The following is a 16,970-nucleotide window of genomic DNA, read 5'->3' on the forward strand; positions in this document are numbered from 1 at the left end:
CCTCGCTACAGCCGGGCGACGCCGAAGGTGTTGGGCGAGAGCGTGCGGCGCGCGGCCTCCTCGCACGTCGCCAGGATGAACCCGAGCACCCGCCGCGTGTCCCGCGGGTCGATGACGCCGTCGTCGAACAGCCGCGCGCTGCAGTGGAAGGCATCCGACTCGCGCTCGAACTGCTCGATGAGCGGTCGCGACATCTCCTTCAGCGCCTCCTCGTCGACAGGCTGGCCGGAGCGCCGGACCTTCTCGGCGAAGACGATGGACAGCACCTTTGCCGCCTGCTCGCCACCCATCACCGCCGTGCGCGCGTTCGGCCAGGCGAAGATGAATCGCGGGTGGAACGCGCGGCCGCACATGCCGTAGTTGCCAGCGCCGAAGGCACCACCGAGCAGGATCGTCACCTGCGGCACGGTCGCGTTGGCCACCGCCTGCAGCATCTTCGCGCCGTGCTTCACGATGCCACCCTGCTCCGATTGAGTGCCCACCATGTAGCCGGTCGTGTTCTGCAGGTAGACGATGGGCGTCCTCGCCTGACAGCAGAGCTGGATGAACTGCCCCGCCTTCGTCGAGCCCTTCTGAGTGATGGGCCCGTTGTTGCCGATGATGCCAATCGACCGGCCCTCGATGCGCGCCCAACCGCAGACGGTGAGCGCGTCATAGTCGTCCTTGAAGGGTGCGAAGTCCGAGCCATCCACGAGTCGCGCAATCACCTCGCGGCAGTCGTAGGGCCGCCGGTGGTCGATGGGCACGACGCCACACAACTCCTCCACCGCGTAGCGGGGTGGCTCGAAGGCAGAGCGCGCGGGCGGCGGCAATGCGTCGTTCCACCCGAGCGACGCGATGATCTCGCGCGCGATGCGGATGCCATCGGCGTCGTCCTCGGCGAGATGGTCAGCGGTGCCGGCAAGGGTGGCGTGCATCTCCGCGCCGCCGAGCTCCTCGTCCGTGGCGACCTCGCCTGTGGCCGCGAGTAGGAGGGGCGGGCCCGCGAGGAACACCTTCGCCTTCCCGCGGACCATGACGACGTGGTCGGAGAGCCCCGGAATGTACGCGCCGCCAGCGGTGCTCGAACCGTGGACGACGGTGACCTGGGGGATGCCGGCCGCCGACAGCTTCGCCTGGTTGTAGAAGGTCTCCCCGCCCGGGACGAAGATCTCCTGCTGGTAGAGCAGGTTCGCGCCGCCGCTCTCGACGAGCGACACGACGGGCAGCCGGTTCTCGAGCGCGATCTCCTGCGCGCGCAGCGCCTTCTGGACTCCCCAGGGCGTCGCGGTGCCGCCCTTCACGGCGGAGTTGTTCACGAACACGAGGCAGCGCACGCCCGAGACGAAGCCGATGCCGATGATGGTGTTGCCGCCGGCAAGCGAGCCGTCGGTGTCGTCGTGGTGCTTGTAACCGCAGAGCGTCGAGAGCTCGAGGAAGGGGGAGCCACGGTCGAGCAGTAGCGCCAGCCGTTCGCGCGGCAGGAGCTGTCCGCGCTTCTGGAACTTCTCGCGGGCCTGCTGCTCGGTGTCACGCGACTTCTGCTCGATGGCGCGCAGCTCGGCGACGCGGGCGAGCATCTCCTTCCGGTGCGTGGTGAAGGCGGAGGAGGTCGGTTCGATGCGGGAGACGAGCGTCGGCATATCACTCCTCCTTAGCCGCGCGACTTGCGAGGCTGGGTGCCCATTGTCTTGCTGATGATCCCGAGCATCACCTCGTCGGCTCCGCCGCCGATGGAGCCGAGGCGCAGGTCGCGGTAGGCGCGTGCGAGGGGGTTGTCCCAGGTGAAGCCCATGCCGCCCCAGTACTGGAGGCACCCATCGGCGAGCTCTCGGGCGAGGCGGCCCGACTTGAGCTTGCACATCGAGGCGAGCTTCAAGACCTCGGGGTCGTCCTTGTTCTCGACGTACAGCTCGACGGTCCGGTAGATGAGCGCCCGGAGTGCCTCGACCTCCGTCTGCAGCTCGGCGAGCCGGAAGTGCACGGTCTGGTTGTCGAGAATCGGCTGACCGAACGCCTTGCGCTGACGCGTGTACTCGGCCGTCTGCGCGATGAGCCGGTCGAAGGTGACGAGGGTGCTCGCGGACACGAAGAGCCGCTCCTCCTGGAACTGCTGCATCTGCATCGCGAAGACGCGCCCCTCCTCGCCGATGAGGAAGCGCACCGGCACGCGCACACTGTCGAAGAAGAGCTGCGCCGTGTCGGATGCCCACATGCCGAGCTTGCGGATCTTCGACTTCGTGATGCCGGGGCGGTCCATCGGCACGATGATGAGCGACTTGTTCGCGTGCGCCGGCCCGCCGCCCGTGTTGGCGAGCAGGCAGATCCAATCGGCCTGCATGCCGTTGGTGATCCACATCTTGCTGCCGTCGATGACGTAGTCGTCGCCGTCGCGGCGCGCGGTGGTCGTCACCCCCGCGACGTCGGAGCCGGCGCCAGGTTCGCTCACCGCGATGGAGCAGACGCGCTCGCCGGCGAGCGTCGGCGCGAGGAACTCCCGTCGCAGCGCGTCGCTGCCGAAGCGGGCGAGGGCGGGCGTCGCCATGTCGGTGACGACACCGATTGCCATCGGCAGCGCGCCGCAGGTGCAGTGGCCGAGCTCCTCGGCGAAGGCAACCGAGAACGACGCGTCGAGCCCGAGCCCTCCAAACTCCGACGGCTTCGTGATGCCGAGCAACCCGAGCTCACCGAGCTTCCGGAACACCTCTCGCGCCGGGAAGATCTCAGCGGCCTCCCAGGCGTCGACATGCGGGTTCAGTTCCTGTTCGACGAACTTGCGGACGGTCTGGCGGATGGCGCGGTGTTCCTGGGTCTGCTTCATGGGCTTCCTCGGTGGACTCGAGAGCGTGCGAAGGGTCAGAGAAGCTGTTCCGGTACCTCGACATGGCGCGCGCGCAGCCATTCGCCGAGCGCCTTGCCCTGCGGGTCGAAGCGGGTGGACGACGCGACGCCTTCACCGAGGAGGCCCTCGATGACGAAGTTCAAGGCGCGCAGGTTCGGAAGCACGTGCCGGTGAATCGTGAGCTCGCGTGTCTCTGGCAGCAGCGCGCGCAGCCTCTCCTCCGTGAGGGTGTGCACGAGCCAGCGCCACGCCTCCTCGGTGCGGACCCACACGCCGATGTTCGCGTCCCCGCCCTTGTCCCCACTGCGTGCCAGGGCCACCCGGCCGAGCGGCACGTGCTGGGTGGGCCCCGATGGCAGTGGCGCCGGCAGCGTCGGCGCCGGAACCGCTTCGAGCGCGCGCGTCTCGTCCGGCGGCGCCACGTCGGTGCGCGTCCCATCCGGGAGCACCGCGACGTGCGGCACCTTCCGCGCATCGACCCAGGCCGGCGTGTAGACGCCGAAGGGTGAGGCGTCGCCGGGCGGCGTGGTCATGAAGAAGCCGGGGTAGCTGGCCAGCGCGAGCTCCACCGCGGCGCTGCTGAAGTGGCGTCCGACGACCTTCGCATCGGCATCCTTCGTGGTGACGCGCAGCGTCGCCGAGGCCTGCTCCTCGCTCGGTGCGTCGACGTGGTCAGTGCGAGCGAGGGTGTAGACGACCTCGGCCGGTCGCGGGTCGAGCGCCGCATCGAACTGCGCCCGCACGAGCGCCGCTTTCTCCTCGATGTCGAGGCCGACGAGCACGAAGCTGGCCTCGTTGCGGAACCCGCCGAGCCGGTTCAGGCATACCTTCACGTTCGGAGGAGGCGGTTCGCCGCGCACGCCCGACAGGCGCACACGGTCGGTGCCAGCGGCTTCGACCGTGATGGTATCGAAGCGCGCGGTGGCGTCGGGGCCCGCATAGCGAGGGCTGGCAATCTCGTAGACGAGCTGGGCCTTCACGGTATCGACGGTGACGGCGCCGCCGGTGCCCGGATGCTTCGTGATGATGCTCGAGCCGTCGGCGAAGATCTCCGCGAGCGGGAAGCCGGGCCGGCGCGAGTCGAGCTCACCGAAGAATGCGAAGTTGCCACCGGTGGCCTGCGCTCCGCACTCGAGGACATGGCCAGCGACCATGGCGCCAGCGAGGCGGTCCCAGTCGTGGCGCTTCCAACCGAAGTGGGAGGCGGCGGGGCCGACGACGAGCGAGGCATCGGTCACGCGCCCCGTGACGACGATGTCCGCGCCGGCGTCGAGGCACGCCGCAATGCCCCAGCCGCCGAGGTACGCGTTCGCCGTGAGGGGCCGGCCGAAGCCGAGCTCGTCCGCTCGTCCCACGAGGTCATCGCCTTCGACGTGCGCGACGCGGACGGACAGGCCGAGCTTCGCGGCGAGCGCGCGCAGGTCGTTCGCGAGCCCCCCCGGGTTGAGGCCGCCGGCATTCGCGACGATGCGGACCTTCTTCTGGACGGCGAGGCCGAGTGTCTCCTCGAGCTGGCGCAGGAACGTCCTGGCGTACCCACCTGCCGGGTTCTTCTGCCGGTCGCGGCCCAGGATGAGGAGCGTCAGCTCGGCCAGGTAGTCGCCGGTGAGGACATCGAGCGGGCCGCCCTCCAGCATCTCACGGAACGCGGAGAAGCGGTCGCCGTAGAAGCCGGATGCATTGCCGATGCGCAGCGATCGAGCGTCCATCGCACCTCCCGTGCCAGTGAGTGAAAAGTCTGTACCCCCCATCCGGAAAAAAGCAAGCGTGATTGCTTTTTTCTGAGCAATGCAACAGGGTAGGCGCATGAGCGGTACGGCGAACGGCGCGACGAGGCAGGAGCAGGAACGCAGCCGTGTGACGCGGCAGAAGCTGATGGCGGCAGCCATCGAGGTGCTCGTGGAGCAGGGCTGGGCGGGGGCGACGACCGGCGCCATCGCCGAGCGGGCGGGGGTGTCGCGGGGCGCTTGCCAGCACCACTTCCCGACGCGGGCGGCCCTCGTCGCGGCCGCGGTCGAGCATGTCTTCCACCAGCAGACCGAGGAGATTGCACGGCGCGCGAAGGGCCTGCCGCAGAGCCGGCGACGCGTCGAGCCCCTGCTGAACCTGCTCTCTGACGTCTACGCCGGTCCGCTCTTCACGGCCGCGACGCATCTGTGGGTGGCGGCCGTGGTCGACAAGGAGCTGAAAGCACTTCTGCTGCCGCTGGAGACGCACTTCGGCCGGGAGGTGCACCGGCTCACCGTCGAGCTGCTCGGCCTCGATGAACGCGACCGCGATGTCCGTGACGCCGTGCGCGCGACACTCGACCTCCTCCGTGGTCTGGCGCTCGCGAACCTGCTCCACGACGACACCGCCCGGCGCCGCAAGGTGCTCGCCCACTGGGCGCGTACACTCGAGGCGCAGCTCACGCCGACGAGCGCGACGCAGACTGACTGAGGCGCAGTCCGAGTGGAGCTGGAACGCGAGCAGCCGACCATGCCCTGATAGCTAGGAGCCAGCACCCCTCGGCGTCGACCCTGGCCTGTGGGCGACGGGCCAGACGCCGTGGACCCCGCGCGGCGTGTTCCACCACCTCAGGTCAGATCCAGAATTCGCTGGAGGCTCTGCTGCACGGAACGAAGATTGGCCGGCCAGTCGGCATCGTTCAGATGACCGGCATAGTCCGTCGCCCATTCGAGCGTCCAGTGGACGTACAACCGCATGAGCCCTCCGCGGTGAGACGCATCGAGCTGCCGCTCCTGCTTCAAGTAGGCGGGGATGCAGCCCATGAGGAATCCGTATCCCTTGTCGAGCATCTCATCCCGCTGGAATCCGCTGTCCCGCCTCTCTTCGAGAACGTCGAGGATGAATGCCTGCCAGATGAAGTAATCGTTGGGATCGACCCAGTCATTTCCCTCCGCCTGGCCCGATTCGTAGAGACGGTTGGCTTCATCCATGTCGTCGAGCATCTGCTTCGCAATCACGTGCAGATGCCGCGTGAGGGATGCCGGTATGAACTCCTTGGGCGAGCCCTCGTCATGGAGCGTCCGGAGATGATTCCTGAGCGACTGGATGACGGGCAGGTCGTTGCTGGTGTCGCCGTCCTTGGCCTCGAACCGTTCCTCGTACACTCTCAGTGCGGCGAGGAGATGCGCCAGCTGCTCCTTGCTGAGCTCTATTCTTGCCATGCGCACAGCATAGGGCCGCCATGGCCACACCGTCGGAGGAGACCTACGATGGCCGGTCCTTCCGAAGGCCCGCGACACGGAGCCCGTTCGTGAACTGAACCTCGCCCTTGACAGGAGCCTCGCGAGAGGGGAATGTCTCGGTGGTTTTTGAGTTTGATTCTCAAAATCAGTATTCCGGCCAAAGAGGGTCCCGGTGACCTCTTGGGATGGAGTGGGGTTGTCATGAGGAATCCAGCCTTCTCGTTGTTGCTCATGAGTTCCGTTCTCGCGAGCTCCCTCGTCCACGCGGAGCAGTTCAAGGGCGTCGACGGACAGACCGTGGAGATGGGCCCTCCGAAGCGGGTGGTCGCGGTCAACTCCTCGCTGGTGGAAATCCTGTTCGGACTCGGCAAGGGGGACACCATCGTCGGAACCGACGTGGGGGGGACCTACCCGCCCGAGCAGGAGAAGATCGCGAAGGTCGGCCACCCCTACCATCCCAGCGTCGAGGGCATCATCAGCCTGAAGCCGGACCTCGTTCTCGCGACGGAGGAGAACCTGACGCCCTCCACCGCCACGCAGCTCCGGAGCGCCAAGATTCCCGTGTTGATCCTCGAGAACTCCGCCAGGGATGGGATGGACGGCTTGAAGAGGCGCATCGATGTCGTCGCGCGGCTCTTCCATGCCCAGGAGGCCGGGAAGCGGATGACCCAGGAGCTCGACAAGCAGTGCGCGGAGCTGGGGAAGAAGAGCTCCTCGGTGAAGAAGAAGCCCCGGATCCTCTTCCTCTACGCCCACGGCCCTGGAGAAGCCTTCGTCTACGGGAAAGACACGGGCGTCCACGTGCTCATCGAGCTGGCGGGAGGTCAGAACGCCGCGGACTTCACCACGGGAACCAAGGTGCTGACGGCGGAGGGGATGGTGCTCGCGTCCCCCGATGCGATCATCATGTTGAACCGGGGCCTCGAAGCGGTGGGCGGAATCGACGGCGCCCTGAAGCTCCCGGGTGTGGCCCTGACTCCAGCGGGCCGGAACAAGAAGATCCTGGCCGTGGACAACAGCATCCGCTGGGTTGGTCCCCGCTTCCCCCAATTCGCTGACGCGATCTTCACGGCAATCCATGCGAAGCCTCAGCAGTGAGCTCATCTCGCGGCCGGGCGAGCACGCTCCGACGGCTCTCGGCAAGAGGACGAAGGGTCTGCTCGTCCTCGGACCGCTTCTGCTGCTCTGCGTCGTGATCTCCCTGGGGGTTGGGGCCGTCTCCATCAGCCCCGCCCAGGTGGTGTCCATCCTTCTCGAGCAGGTCGGTCTGCCTCCGTTTGCCGCGTTCACGGAGCAGCAGGCGGTGGTTCTCTACGCCATCCGCTTGCCGCGCGTCCTCCTGGGCGTCCTGGTCGGGGCCGCGCTCTCCGTGGCGGGCGTGGCCCTCCAGGGACTCTTCCGCAATCCGCTCGCAGATCCCGGTCTCCTCGGGGTGTCGGGCGGAGCCTCGTTCGCCGTGGCCGCCGTCACGGTGTTCAAGCTCCAGCTCCTCGGCTTCTACACCCTTCCGGTGGCGGCGTTCGTCGGGAGCCTCGTGGCCATCCTGCTCATCGCTTCGCTGTCCCAGGAGAACGGGAAGACCAACGTCGCGATGATGCTTCTGTGCGGGGTCGCCATCAACGCGCTCTGCGTGTCCGGAACGGGCCTCTTCACCTATCTCTCGACCGACGATCAGCTGCGGACCCTCACCTTCTGGCAGCTCGGCTCGCTCGCGGGAGCGACGTGGCCCCTGGTCTCCACCATCACCCCCCTGGTGCTGCTCTGCGCCGTGGGCATGCTGTTTCTCGCGAACCCCCTCAACGCCCTCCTCCTGGGCGAGGCGAACGCGCATCACCTGGGCATCTCGGTGGAGCGCACCAAGTGGAAGATCGTGGCGCTCGTGGCCCTGGGCGTGGGGGCGGGAGTCGCCGTCTCCGGGATGATCGGTTTCATCGGGCTCGTGGTTCCCCATCTCATCCGGCTGTGGCTCGGTCCCAACCACCGTGTCCTGTTGCCCCTTTCCGCGCTCCTGGGCGCGGCGCTCCTGGTCCTCGCGGATCTGCTCGCCCGCACCGTCGTGGTTCCTTCCGAGTTGCCCATCGGCATCGTGACGGCGCTCGCCGGTGCGCCCTTCTTCCTGTACCTGCTCTTGCGACAGCGAAGGACCCACGTCCTATGAGCCCGGTACTCGAGGTCCGCGACCTCCATTGCCAGCTCGGTGAGACGCGGCTCCTGTCCGGCATCCACCTGACCTTGGCGCCTGGCGAGCTGCTGGTGGTCATCGGACGCAATGGGGCGGGAAAGAGCACGCTCTTCAAACACCTGACGGGAGAGCTGAGCAGCCAGAGTGGCGAGGTGCTCGCCTTCGGCTCCCCCCTGGGCCACAGCTCGCGGACGGAGCTCGCCCGGAGACGGGCCGTGTTGCCCCAGAGCACGAACCTCCAGTTCGCCTACGAGGCCCTGGAGGTCGTGATGTTGGGGCGGATCCCCCACCAGCAGCACCGTCCGGAGTCGCGGGAGGACGTGCGGATCGCTCGCGCCTGCCTGGCGCGGGTCGGGCTCGAGGGGTATGAGGCGCGCAACTACCTGACGCTCTCGGGTGGAGAGCAGCAGCGTGTCCACCTGGCACGCGCACTCGCCCAGATTCATGACACCGCGGGAGACCGGTTGCTCCTGCTGGATGAGCCCACGAGCAGTCTGGACATCGCCCATCAGCACAAGGCCTTGCAGCTCGTAAAGGAGGCGACCCGGGAAGGCGTCGCGGCGCTCCTCATCCTCCATGACCTGAACCTGGTCGCCCAATACGCGGACAAGGTCCTGGTGCTCGCCGAGCGGAAAGCCATTGCATTCGGGGAGCCTCGCTCGGTCATGACGACAGACATCCTCACCCGGGCTTTCGACTACCCCATGAGCACCCTCCCGCATCCCTGGCTGGATTGTCCGATCATCGTTTCAGGCGAGCGTTCGTCGACACCCTCCTGAAGCGAGAGGGCCTCCGTCGATGCCCGACAGGACGAGGGAGGGGAAGGCCTTCTCTTGCTTCCCCGGGCAACAGGATTTCCGGACATTGATGTGATATCCTGGCTCGATTCCTGGGAAGGGGGCCTCACGCGATGCCGCTCGTGCCAGATGGTTACGGGGAGTTCGTCGTCATCAAGAGTCGGCCGGGACATCCACTGGGCCGGCTGAGCAGCGCGGAGTACCGGGACATCTACCGGAACATCCTCCACCCCCATTCGCCTTTTCACATCGTCCACCAGCACCGACTGAACGTGACGAATCACGTGATGAACGAGGTGCAGGCCGCCACGGCGGTGGAGCAGGCGGTCAGGAATCGCGCCGCCACGGTGCAGCAGCAGCTCACCAACCGGAACGCCACGATTCATCCCTATTCCTACGGGCTCGTCTTCATTCCGAAGACGCTCTACGAACTGGTGTTCCTCAACGAGCTGATGGAGCAGGAGGAAACGCTCGCGAGGTATGACCAGTGGGCCCTGGAACCGATGGCCCAGTACGAGGCCGCCCACGTCGACCCCGTCATCAACCTGGATGCGGAGAACATCGGCTGCTCGCTCGGGATGAACGTCCTCATCACCGACAAGCTGCGCGCCCTCCTGACGGTGCACGATCGGCACTTTCCGCTCTCCGGCGCCCAGCTCTGGAGCCTGATAAACCCGGAGCTGGCGCGCTTCAAGGCCCACATCCTTCGCGCGGCGGCCCGGCAGTCCCGCTTCAGGTATTTGAACCCGGCGAATGTGGCGAGCCAGATCAGCCTGGGCGAGCGCCTCAACGGGAGCCTGCCGCTGCGCACGAAGGTGGACATCCTCGTCCGGAGCCTGCGCGCCGCGATGCGGGTGGAGATGGAGAGCGCGGGGAGTCTGCTCCTCTACCGGGGCTCGGACTACGACGTCGACTCCCTGGTGGGCAGCAACGGGTTCCCCATCTCCTACAACACGAGCCTGTTCGCGACGCTCGTCTATGACCGGAACTTCAACACCTCGACGCCGGCCTTCATGCTGGAGAACCAGCGCAATGGGCACTGCATCCCCATTCCCTATCAAGACATGGTGCGCGCGAGATTTCCCTTCCACATTCCCTTCGGGAACACCTTGAAGCAGTTGCACGGGCACGACCAGGAGTCCCACGCCTGGACCAAGACGACGACGGCCTACTACAACAACCAGCTCGGCATCCTGGCGGCGAACTTCCCGGCGACGTCGCACCTGCACTACATGCAGTACCCCGTGAACAACCTGCAGACGTTGAACACCGAGTACCAGAACAACTACGTGCTGAAGAAGCGCATCATCTACAAGTGGAACGTGCCGGATCCGGAGGTTTCGAGCCGGAACCTGATGTGCAACTCCTGCGACGCCGTGCACGGAAGGTTCCCGTCCCTGGCGCGGCGTTGGCACATCTGTGACACGTGCAGCGCGGTGTACTGCTGGGCCTGCGGCTTCAGGCTGAAGTATTACCAGTTCCGGGACATGGACGAGGTCATCGGCGCGATGGACCGCGACTACTCGAACCCCGGAGTCCGCGCCTGCAAGTCCTGCGAGGGAAGCACCCGGTTGTTCAGCTGACCCTCTCCAGTTGGGGGTCTGAAGAGGCGGCGGCCGCCCTCCTGTTTAGGTGCCAAGACGGACGGGCGATGGGCTCACGCTCGGGAGGGGGAGGTCCTCGAACCCGGTCCACCCCCGCCCCGGCGCGCCAGCTCAGCGATCGTCCTCGTCTTCATCCTCCTCGTCTTCGTCGTCGTCTTCGTCCTCCTCCTCCTCCTCGTCTTCGTCTTCGTCCCCGTCCTCGGCGACCTGCCAGAGCTCGATGAGCTCATCGAGGAAGCTCTCCTCGTCTTCCGAGAGGTCATCGGCGCTCACGACCTCCTCGAGCCGGGCGACGATTCCGGCGAGTGCCGCCTTGGAGAGGTGATTGCCGAGCAGCTCGACGGTCTCCTCGAGCAGGTCCTCGTTCTCGATGTACCTGAGGCAGTGCTTGAGGACCTTCTGGGGCTCGAGGCGCAGGCCCATGGCCTCGAGCACCTCGCCCAGGTACTCGGCGATGCCCTCGAGCTCCTCGTCGGAGATGTCCCCGTCGACGCCCGCGGCCTGGAGGAAGAGCACGGCGAGCCGGGTCTCCAGGGGAACGTCACCCATGGCATCGAGCAGCGCGTGGTAGGCCTTCTCGTCCATGTCCGCGAGCTCGTGGGAGAGCTCCTCGATGACGGGCGAGTCGTCGCCCCAGGTGTCCTCGTCCACCTCGAGCGTCTCGAGCCGGCGGATGATCCACGAGTCGCCGCCGTTGTGCTTCTCGCTGATGAGGTAGCGATAGGGGATGTAGCAGTAGCCGTTGTCGCCCCAGTTGGTGCCCCACGAGTTGCGGACGATGAAGACCTTGTCTGCGTCCGAGTAGCCCACGCACAGCATCGCGTGGCCCCCGTGCGAGCCGCGCGCGGCCTCCTTGTCCGTGGGCATGGGCACCAGGCCCTTCTGGCGCTGCGCGTCGAAGGACTTGTAGAGCGAGATGCCGAAGATGATGGGGTAGCCCTCGGCGAGGCAGCGCTTCCAGGCCTCGAGGTTCGTGGGCACCTGCTCGGTGTCCTCGATGACGAACTGCTGGGCCTCCTCGTAGGCCTCCTCGCTGGGCTCCTCGTTGACGGTCTCCTTGTCGAAGGGCCAGGTCTCCTCCGAGCAGGCGCCGTGCTCCTTCAGGCCCTCGATGGCGTTGGCGATGATGGAGCCCTCGTCCTTGATGTCATCTCTCTCGAGGGCGCGGGCGTTGTAGTAGATGAACAGGCGGCTGACGTCGTACGCGTCCTCCTCGAGGTGGCGCTTGACGAGGTACTCGTATGCCCCCGCCACCGCGTTGGCGACGCAGCTGTTGGTCTCGCCCTGGTTCTCGATGGTGGTCAGGTACGGGCGGAGATCCACCTTGGGCGGGAGCGCGCGATTGCCGAGGCGCTCACCGCCATACTTCTTCGTCCCCGGCCTGGGTGCCGCGAACTTGTAACCGGAGACACGTCGCGCCGAGCCATCTCCGCGCTGGATGATGAATGACATGCTACCCCTTGCCAGCCGCCAATGAGTGAAGAGGTCGGGCGATTCGCCGTGGCGGCTCCAGGCGCGACTATGCCGCGTTGCCCGGGGCGAGGGGAGGTGGAGTGTGAGGCCCTCAGTCGATGCCCGTCACCAGCCAGGTCACCGCCTGCCAGCGTCCGTCCGGAGGCCCGGCACGAGGTCATGTCTCCTTGCCACGGTGCTGGCGCGCCAGCTCGATGGCTCGAGCGAGCCGCTGCACGGCATCGCGGGCTCGGGAAGCGGGCAGCGCGGCGAATCCGAGCAATAGTCCATCGAGCCGCTCCTTCGCCGGGCTGGCCTGATGGAGCGACAGCGATCCTGGCGCGAGGCCGAGAGCTTCCGCGTGGGCCACCACCGCGTCGTCGCGGACACCCGTCAAGCGCACGAGCAGGTGGAGCCCGCTCGTCGCGTGCTCGATCTGGAGGTACGGTGAGCCGAGCTCGTCTAGAGCGCGCAACAGAGCCGCGCGCCGCTCCGCGTAGAGCGTGCGCATCCGGCGCACGTGACGAGCGAAGTGCCCCTCTCCGAGGAAGTCGGCAGCCGCGCGCTGCAAGGCGAGCGGTGGGGCGGGATGCAACAGGTTGGCGACTCGGGCGAGCGGTTCACGAGCCTTGTCCGGCACGACGAGGAAGCCGAGCCTCAGGGTGGGGAACATCGACTTGCTGAAGGTCCCCGCGTAGAGCACCAGCCCCCTGTCGTCGAGGCTCTTGAGCGCGGGCAGGGGCGTCGAGGCGTACTGGTACTCGCCGTCGTAGTCGTCCTCGACGATCCACGCGCCCGAGCTGCGCGCCCAGGCCAGGAGCGCCAACCTGCGAGGCAGCGAGAGCGCCATGCCCAGCGGCATCTGGTGGCTCGGCGTCACGAACGCGAATCTGGCGTTCGGGGCGAGCGCGACGCCCCTGGCAACGTCGATTCCCTCGGCGTCCACGGGCACGGCAGCGAGCCGCAGCCCCGCGAGCAAGAGCGCGCTGTGTGCCCGGAAGTAGCCAGGGTCCTCTATCCACGCCTGATCGCCCGGCTTCGCGAGCGCCTGAGCCATCAGCCCGAGTGCACCGTGAAATCCGCTGGTGATCACCACCTGGTCCGCATGGGTGATGACGCCGCGAGACACCGCCAGGTGTGCGGCGATGGCCTCGCGCAGCGTGCTGTCGCCGCAGGAGTCGGAGTAGGCGAGGTCAGCGGCCCGGGCCCGGCGTGAGTGCCGACCCAGCACTCGCGACCAGGTCGACACGGGGAATGCGGCGACCGCCGGGATGCCAATCCGGAACGGTCGGAGCGCCTCGCGGGCTCGAGGCTCGGCGCGCTGTGGCTGCACAGGCGCCAGGGAGGCTCCGCGAGGAGGCAGGGGGAGCGCTCCCGTGACGAACGTGCCTGCTGCGCCGCGTGTCACCAGGAACCCCTCCACGGTGAGGCGTGCGTACGCGACATCCACCGTCCCGCGCGCGACACAGGCCTCCTGTGCCATGGCTCGCGCCGAGGGAAGGCGAGCGCCGGGTGGCAGCGTCCCGGTGAGGATGGCCTGACGGATCCTGTCGTACAGCTGGACATGCAGGGGGCTGTCGCCCCGCTGCCGCCGGATCGAGGGATGAAACATGGCTCCGCGAGAACTCATGATGGCCCAGTCATTTTCATCTTTCTTGGCCCTTTTGCTACACCATCGAGAATCTATCCTGCCGCGCATGAACACTGAATCCACTCGAATCGACCTGGACGCATTCCAGAGCCTTGCTCCCGAGACCTGGCGTTCGTTGATCGCGATCTCCACTGCGGCGGGACAGAGCGGTCTCGGCGCGGAGCTCATCGATTTCATCAAGCTGCGCGCTTCCAGGGTGAACGGCTGCCACTTCTGCATCGCAATGCATACGAGTGCGGCTCGCAAGAAGGGCATCTCGGAGGAGCGGCTCGCTGCACTCGAGCATTGGCGCGACTCGTCGCTCTTCACCCCGCGCGAGCGTGCGGCGCTTGCCTGGACCGATGCGCTCACTCGCCTGACGAACGGGGATGTGCCCGACGTGCTGTACCGCGAAGTGTCGGGTCTCTTCTCGCAGGCCGACCTGGCGGCGCTCACCTCGGTCGTGGTGGCGATCAACTCCTGGAATCGCATCGCGCTGGCCTACCGCTTCCCGCCAGAGGCCCTCACGGCGGTTCGCCGATGAGCCCCGCCTCTGGCGATGTGGCCCGGTTCCGAGCACTCCACGCTCCGGGTCAGCTCCTCGTCCTGCCGAATGTCTGGGACGCCGTGAGTGCCCGTCTGGTCGAGGCCGTGGGAGGTGTCGCCCTCGCAACCAGCAGCGCGGCGGTGGCTTGGGCGCGCGGGGCTCCCGATGGTGAGCGACTTCCGTTCGACCAGGTGCTCGCCGCGACCCGCGACATCGTTCGAGCGGTGCACGTACCGGTCAGCGTCGACTTCGAGCGAGGCTACGCAACGAGCCCAGCAGGCGTGGCCGACGCCATCTGCCGTCTCGCGGAGGTCGGAGTGGTCGGCGTCAACCTGGAGGACGGTACCGAGCCGCCCGAGGTGCTCGCCGCGAAGCTGTCGGCAGCACGTGAGGCGCTCCAGCGCCAGGGGCTGGATATGTTCCTGAACGCCCGGGCCGACGTGATCCTCCGCCGCATGTTGTCGGGCAGCGAGGCTCTCGATGAGGTGGTGCGGCGCGGGAAGCGCTATGTGGAGGCGGGTTGTGACGGCTTCTTCGTGCCGGGCCTCGCGAAGCCCGAGGAGCTGGTGCGGATCGCCGAAGAGGTGCGAGTCCCGCTCAACGTCTGGGCTGCGTCGACACTTGCGCCCGTCGAGCAGCTCCGAGCAATGGGGGTGCGCCGGATCAGTGTGGGGCCACGCCTCGCACTGGCTGCGCTCTCGGCCGCGAGGCGCGATGCGGAGCAGCTCCTGGCGGGGCGTTGGGCACCCACGTTCGATGGACCGATGCTGACCTATCCCGAGGTCAATCGCTGGTTCGAGTGAGCGGCGTTCTGCCAGCGCTGCCTGCGTTGGAGGAGTACGCGCCACATCGAAGTTCTCTCAGGACGCGATGGGAGAGCCGACAACGTGGCCATCACTCATCGCGTGTGATTGCACGGAGGATGAACTGGGGCAGCAGCTCCTCCCGGAACTTCCTCCAGATGGCCACATGGTTGTAGTTGCCAGCGGTGAACATGACGACGAGGTCGAGCTCGGGGACGACCATCACCAGCTGCCCACCGTTTCCGCTCGCCTCGTACTCGGAATAGACGCGGTCTCCGACGCGGATGTCTTGGCGCCACCATGTGTACCCGTACGTCCGGCCTGGCTCCAGGGTCGCGTGGTTCGCCGTGGAGCGCTCGACCCATTGCTGGCTCACGACCCGCCTCCCGTTCCACGTGCCGCCGGAGAGGTAGAGTTGCCCGAGCTTCAACGCATCACGCGGGCGCATGTAGATGCCCCCACCCAGGTACTGCTCCCCCGATGGCATCAGGTCGAGATGGTACCCACGCATCTGGAGCGGCGTGGCCAGGTTGCGCTCGAAGAACTCCGGTATCCAGGTGTGCGTGGCGTTGCGAAGAACGCCCCCCAGGAGGTTGATGTTCGCCGAGCAGTACACGCCCTTCTCTCCCGGCGCCCTCACCATCGGCAGGTCGAGTGTGTACTTGTACCAGTCCGCCACGTCGTCCTCGAGCCGATCCTCGTTACCCGGAGAGGACGCATCCTCGTCGTCGCACGCCAGGCCCGTGGACATCGTCAGCAGGTGCCCCACCGTGAGCCCGCGCTTGCGCTCGTCCAGGTTGGCGATGCCGCCCTGGTACTCGGGAAACAGGGAGACCACGGGCGTGTCGATGGAAAAGGCAGCGCCCTGGTCGAGCGCGATGCCAATCAGCACCGATGCATAGGTCTTCGCCGCGGAGCGGAGGTCGTGCGGCCGCTCCTTGTCGAAGCCGTAGAAATACTCCTCGACCACCAGCTTTCCATGGCGCGCGATGAGGAGCCCCTGGATTGCAGGCGCCGGGCTGGGACCGGGCTCCTGATCGAGGATTTGCTGCACGAGCTGGCCGATGGGCTGGGCATCCATGCCGACGTCGGCGAGCGAGGCCGTTGCCCAGCCATCCTCCTCCGCGATGGGTCTGCGGTAGACGTACGGGCCCGGTGCGGGCGTGCGCGGGTAGAGCCCCACGGCCTGGTTCCGGTCGCGCCGCGTGAAGTCGAAGGTGCGGCCCAGGGGTGGGTAGAGCAGCGACAACCGTTCGGTCTGCGCGTCGAACGTGCCCTCGAGGCTCATCCCTCCCGAAGTGGAGACGAGGCGGACCACGCCCTCCTGGAGGGTGACGCGAAATATCAGCCTGTTTCCGAAATTCCTCTCCGGGTTGCGGAAGAAGGCACTGATGGATCCATCCGGCTGCCTCTGGACCACCAGGTACAGTGAGAATCGGTCCTCGAGCGGAGCTACCTCTCCGCGCCAGACGTCCGCTTGAAGGGAGCGCAGTTCCACCGGAGTGGCGAACCGCATCCCGCTCATGAGTACGCGCGGTTGCAGCCAATGCCCGCGGATGCTCTTCCCGTCCTCCGCCAACATTCCTCGCAGTTCCCCCTGTCCTCCCGGAAGAACGACAGAGACCTTTTTCCCCTCCACCCGTGCTGGCACGTCGAAGCCCGCGAGGCGGGCACGCCACGCGCCCGCGCCACGCACCACGGTCAGCTCCCCACGGACTTCCGGACCCAGGCGCTGCTCGCTGCCCCACGTCCCGATGAGCCGTTCGGCTGGAGCTCGCGGCGCCGGACCCGCGACCACGAATGCGGGGAACAACGTCAAGAGGAGCCAGGCCGTCCGGAAGGCTCGAGCAGTCTCGTTGCGAGGCACGTTCATGGCGCGATGCTGCCACGGCTCGCACTGCGGGTGCAGCGCGTAGTGCGCCGCCGGCAAGGGGGTGTTCGAG

At 67.1% G+C, this 16,970-nt stretch carries 14 protein-coding genes; 7 read left to right on the forward strand and 7 right to left on the reverse strand.

The window, feature by feature from the left end; genetic code table 11:
* Positions 1 to 5: 5 nt before the first annotated feature.
* From DAT35_RS30360 to DAT35_RS30370, 3 genes are read right to left on the reverse strand one after another with little or no spacing between them, the layout of a single operon-like run.
* Positions 6 to 1,622: an acyl-CoA carboxylase subunit beta gene (locus DAT35_RS30360; RefSeq protein ID WP_108071455.1), complete on the reverse strand. Its 1,617-nt coding sequence runs from the start codon at positions 1,620 to 1,622 to the stop codon at positions 6 to 8.
* Between the two features lie 11 nt (positions 1,623 to 1,633).
* The gene (locus DAT35_RS30365; RefSeq protein ID WP_108071457.1) at positions 1,634 to 2,800 is read right to left on the reverse strand and encodes an acyl-CoA dehydrogenase family protein; all 1,167 of its coding nucleotides are present in this window, start codon (positions 2,798 to 2,800) and stop codon (positions 1,634 to 1,636) included.
* 35 nt (positions 2,801 to 2,835) lie between these two features.
* The gene (locus DAT35_RS30370) at positions 2,836 to 4,530 is read right to left on the reverse strand and encodes an acyclic terpene utilization AtuA family protein (protein ID WP_108071459.1); all 1,695 of its coding nucleotides are present in this window, start codon (positions 4,528 to 4,530) and stop codon (positions 2,836 to 2,838) included.
* A 97-nt stretch (positions 4,531 to 4,627) separates the two neighbouring features.
* On the opposite strand from DAT35_RS30370, the gene DAT35_RS30375 reads away from it, so the two are divergent.
* On the forward strand, positions 4,628 to 5,260 hold the full coding sequence (locus DAT35_RS30375; RefSeq protein ID WP_108071461.1) for a TetR/AcrR family transcriptional regulator: 633 nt from the start codon (positions 4,628 to 4,630) through the stop codon (positions 5,258 to 5,260).
* Between the two features lie 137 nt (positions 5,261 to 5,397).
* Here the strand turns inward: DAT35_RS30375 and DAT35_RS30380 are convergent, their stop codons facing one another.
* Complete coding sequence (locus tag DAT35_RS30380; protein ID WP_146209952.1) at positions 5,398 to 5,991, reverse strand: hypothetical protein; 594 nt, start codon at positions 5,989 to 5,991, stop codon at positions 5,398 to 5,400.
* A gap of 222 nt (positions 5,992 to 6,213) precedes the next feature.
* Between DAT35_RS30380 and DAT35_RS30385 the strand changes: the two genes are divergently transcribed.
* The 4 genes from DAT35_RS30385 (at position 6,214) to DAT35_RS30400 (ending at position 10,574) form a co-directional block, all read left to right on the forward strand.
* Positions 6,214 to 7,110, forward strand: coding sequence for a hemin ABC transporter substrate-binding protein (locus DAT35_RS30385; RefSeq protein ID WP_108071465.1), 897 nt, complete (start codon positions 6,214 to 6,216; stop codon positions 7,108 to 7,110).
* Positions 7,091 to 8,170, forward strand: a complete 1,080-nt coding sequence (locus DAT35_RS30390; protein ID WP_108071467.1) for an iron ABC transporter permease — start codon at positions 7,091 to 7,093, stop codon at positions 8,168 to 8,170. Before DAT35_RS30385 ends, DAT35_RS30390 begins: the two co-directional genes overlap by 20 nt.
* Positions 8,167 to 8,973, forward strand: a complete 807-nt coding sequence (locus tag DAT35_RS30395; RefSeq protein ID WP_108071469.1) for a heme ABC transporter ATP-binding protein — start codon at positions 8,167 to 8,169, stop codon at positions 8,971 to 8,973. The genes DAT35_RS30390 and DAT35_RS30395 overlap by 4 nt, the downstream gene beginning before the upstream one ends.
* Before the next feature lie 131 nt (positions 8,974 to 9,104).
* Complete coding sequence (locus tag DAT35_RS30400; RefSeq protein WP_108071471.1) at positions 9,105 to 10,574, forward strand: hypothetical protein; 1,470 nt, start codon at positions 9,105 to 9,107, stop codon at positions 10,572 to 10,574.
* A gap of 132 nt (positions 10,575 to 10,706) precedes the next feature.
* On the opposite strand, the gene DAT35_RS30405 is transcribed toward DAT35_RS30400, so the two are convergent.
* Both DAT35_RS30405 and DAT35_RS30410 read right to left on the reverse strand, forming a co-directional pair.
* Entirely contained in the window at positions 10,707 to 12,047 is a 1,341-nt protein-coding gene (locus DAT35_RS30405; RefSeq protein ID WP_108071473.1) for a C1 family peptidase, read from the reverse strand.
* 178 nt (positions 12,048 to 12,225) lie between these two features.
* The gene (locus DAT35_RS30410) at positions 12,226 to 13,659 is read right to left on the reverse strand and encodes a PLP-dependent aminotransferase family protein (RefSeq protein ID WP_158501956.1); all 1,434 of its coding nucleotides are present in this window, start codon (positions 13,657 to 13,659) and stop codon (positions 12,226 to 12,228) included.
* A gap of 16 nt (positions 13,660 to 13,675) precedes the next feature.
* Here DAT35_RS30410 and DAT35_RS30415 point away from each other — a divergent pair, with 16 nt between their 5' ends.
* Both DAT35_RS30415 and DAT35_RS30420 read left to right on the forward strand, forming a co-directional pair.
* Positions 13,676 to 14,221: a carboxymuconolactone decarboxylase family protein gene (locus DAT35_RS30415; protein WP_233261805.1), complete on the forward strand. Its 546-nt coding sequence runs from the start codon at positions 13,676 to 13,678 to the stop codon at positions 14,219 to 14,221.
* Positions 14,218 to 15,027 (forward strand): isocitrate lyase/phosphoenolpyruvate mutase family protein, encoded by an 810-nt coding sequence (locus tag DAT35_RS30420; RefSeq protein ID WP_108071480.1) that lies wholly within the window; start codon positions 14,218 to 14,220, stop codon positions 15,025 to 15,027. Before DAT35_RS30415 ends, DAT35_RS30420 begins: the two co-directional genes overlap by 4 nt.
* A gap of 91 nt (positions 15,028 to 15,118) precedes the next feature.
* Here DAT35_RS30420 and DAT35_RS30425 read toward each other — a convergent pair whose 3' ends face one another.
* Complete coding sequence (locus DAT35_RS30425) at positions 15,119 to 16,900, reverse strand: serine hydrolase (RefSeq protein ID WP_108071595.1); 1,782 nt, start codon at positions 16,898 to 16,900, stop codon at positions 15,119 to 15,121.
* Positions 16,901 to 16,970: the final 70 nt, after the last annotated feature.

It is taken from the genome of Vitiosangium sp. GDMCC 1.1324 (genome assembly GCF_003044305.1).
GTDB lineage: Bacteria > Myxococcota > Myxococcia > Myxococcales > Myxococcaceae > Archangium.

Coding starts and splice junctions, on each gene's coding strand:
- DAT35_RS30365 (WP_108071457.1), bottom strand. CDS start 2,800: ATGAAGCAGACCCAGGAACACCGCGCCATCCGCCAGACCGTCCGCAAG.
- DAT35_RS30395 (WP_108071469.1), top strand. CDS start 8,167: ATGAGCCCGGTACTCGAGGTCCGCGACCTCCATTGCCAGCTCGGTGAG.
- DAT35_RS30420 (WP_108071480.1), top strand. CDS start 14,218: ATGAGCCCCGCCTCTGGCGATGTGGCCCGGTTCCGAGCACTCCACGCT.
- DAT35_RS30370 (WP_108071459.1), bottom strand. CDS start 4,530: ATGGACGCTCGATCGCTGCGCATCGGCAATGCATCCGGCTTCTACGGC.
- DAT35_RS30405 (WP_108071473.1), bottom strand. CDS start 12,047: ATGTCATTCATCATCCAGCGCGGAGATGGCTCGGCGCGACGTGTCTCC.
- DAT35_RS30375 (WP_108071461.1), top strand. CDS start 4,628: ATGAGCGGTACGGCGAACGGCGCGACGAGGCAGGAGCAGGAACGCAGC.
- DAT35_RS30385 (WP_108071465.1), top strand. CDS start 6,214: ATGAGGAATCCAGCCTTCTCGTTGTTGCTCATGAGTTCCGTTCTCGCG.
- DAT35_RS30380 (WP_146209952.1), bottom strand. CDS start 5,991: ATGGCAAGAATAGAGCTCAGCAAGGAGCAGCTGGCGCATCTCCTCGCC.
- DAT35_RS30410 (WP_158501956.1), bottom strand. CDS start 13,659: ATGTTTCATCCCTCGATCCGGCGGCAGCGGGGCGACAGCCCCCTGCAT.
- DAT35_RS30400 (WP_108071471.1), top strand. CDS start 9,105: ATGCCGCTCGTGCCAGATGGTTACGGGGAGTTCGTCGTCATCAAGAGT.
- DAT35_RS30360 (WP_108071455.1), bottom strand. CDS start 1,622: ATGCCGACGCTCGTCTCCCGCATCGAACCGACCTCCTCCGCCTTCACC.
- DAT35_RS30415 (WP_233261805.1), top strand. CDS start 13,676: ATGATGGCCCAGTCATTTTCATCTTTCTTGGCCCTTTTGCTACACCAT.
- DAT35_RS30390 (WP_108071467.1), top strand. CDS start 7,091: ATGCGAAGCCTCAGCAGTGAGCTCATCTCGCGGCCGGGCGAGCACGCT.
- DAT35_RS30425 (WP_108071595.1), bottom strand. CDS start 16,900: ATGAACGTGCCTCGCAACGAGACTGCTCGAGCCTTCCGGACGGCCTGG.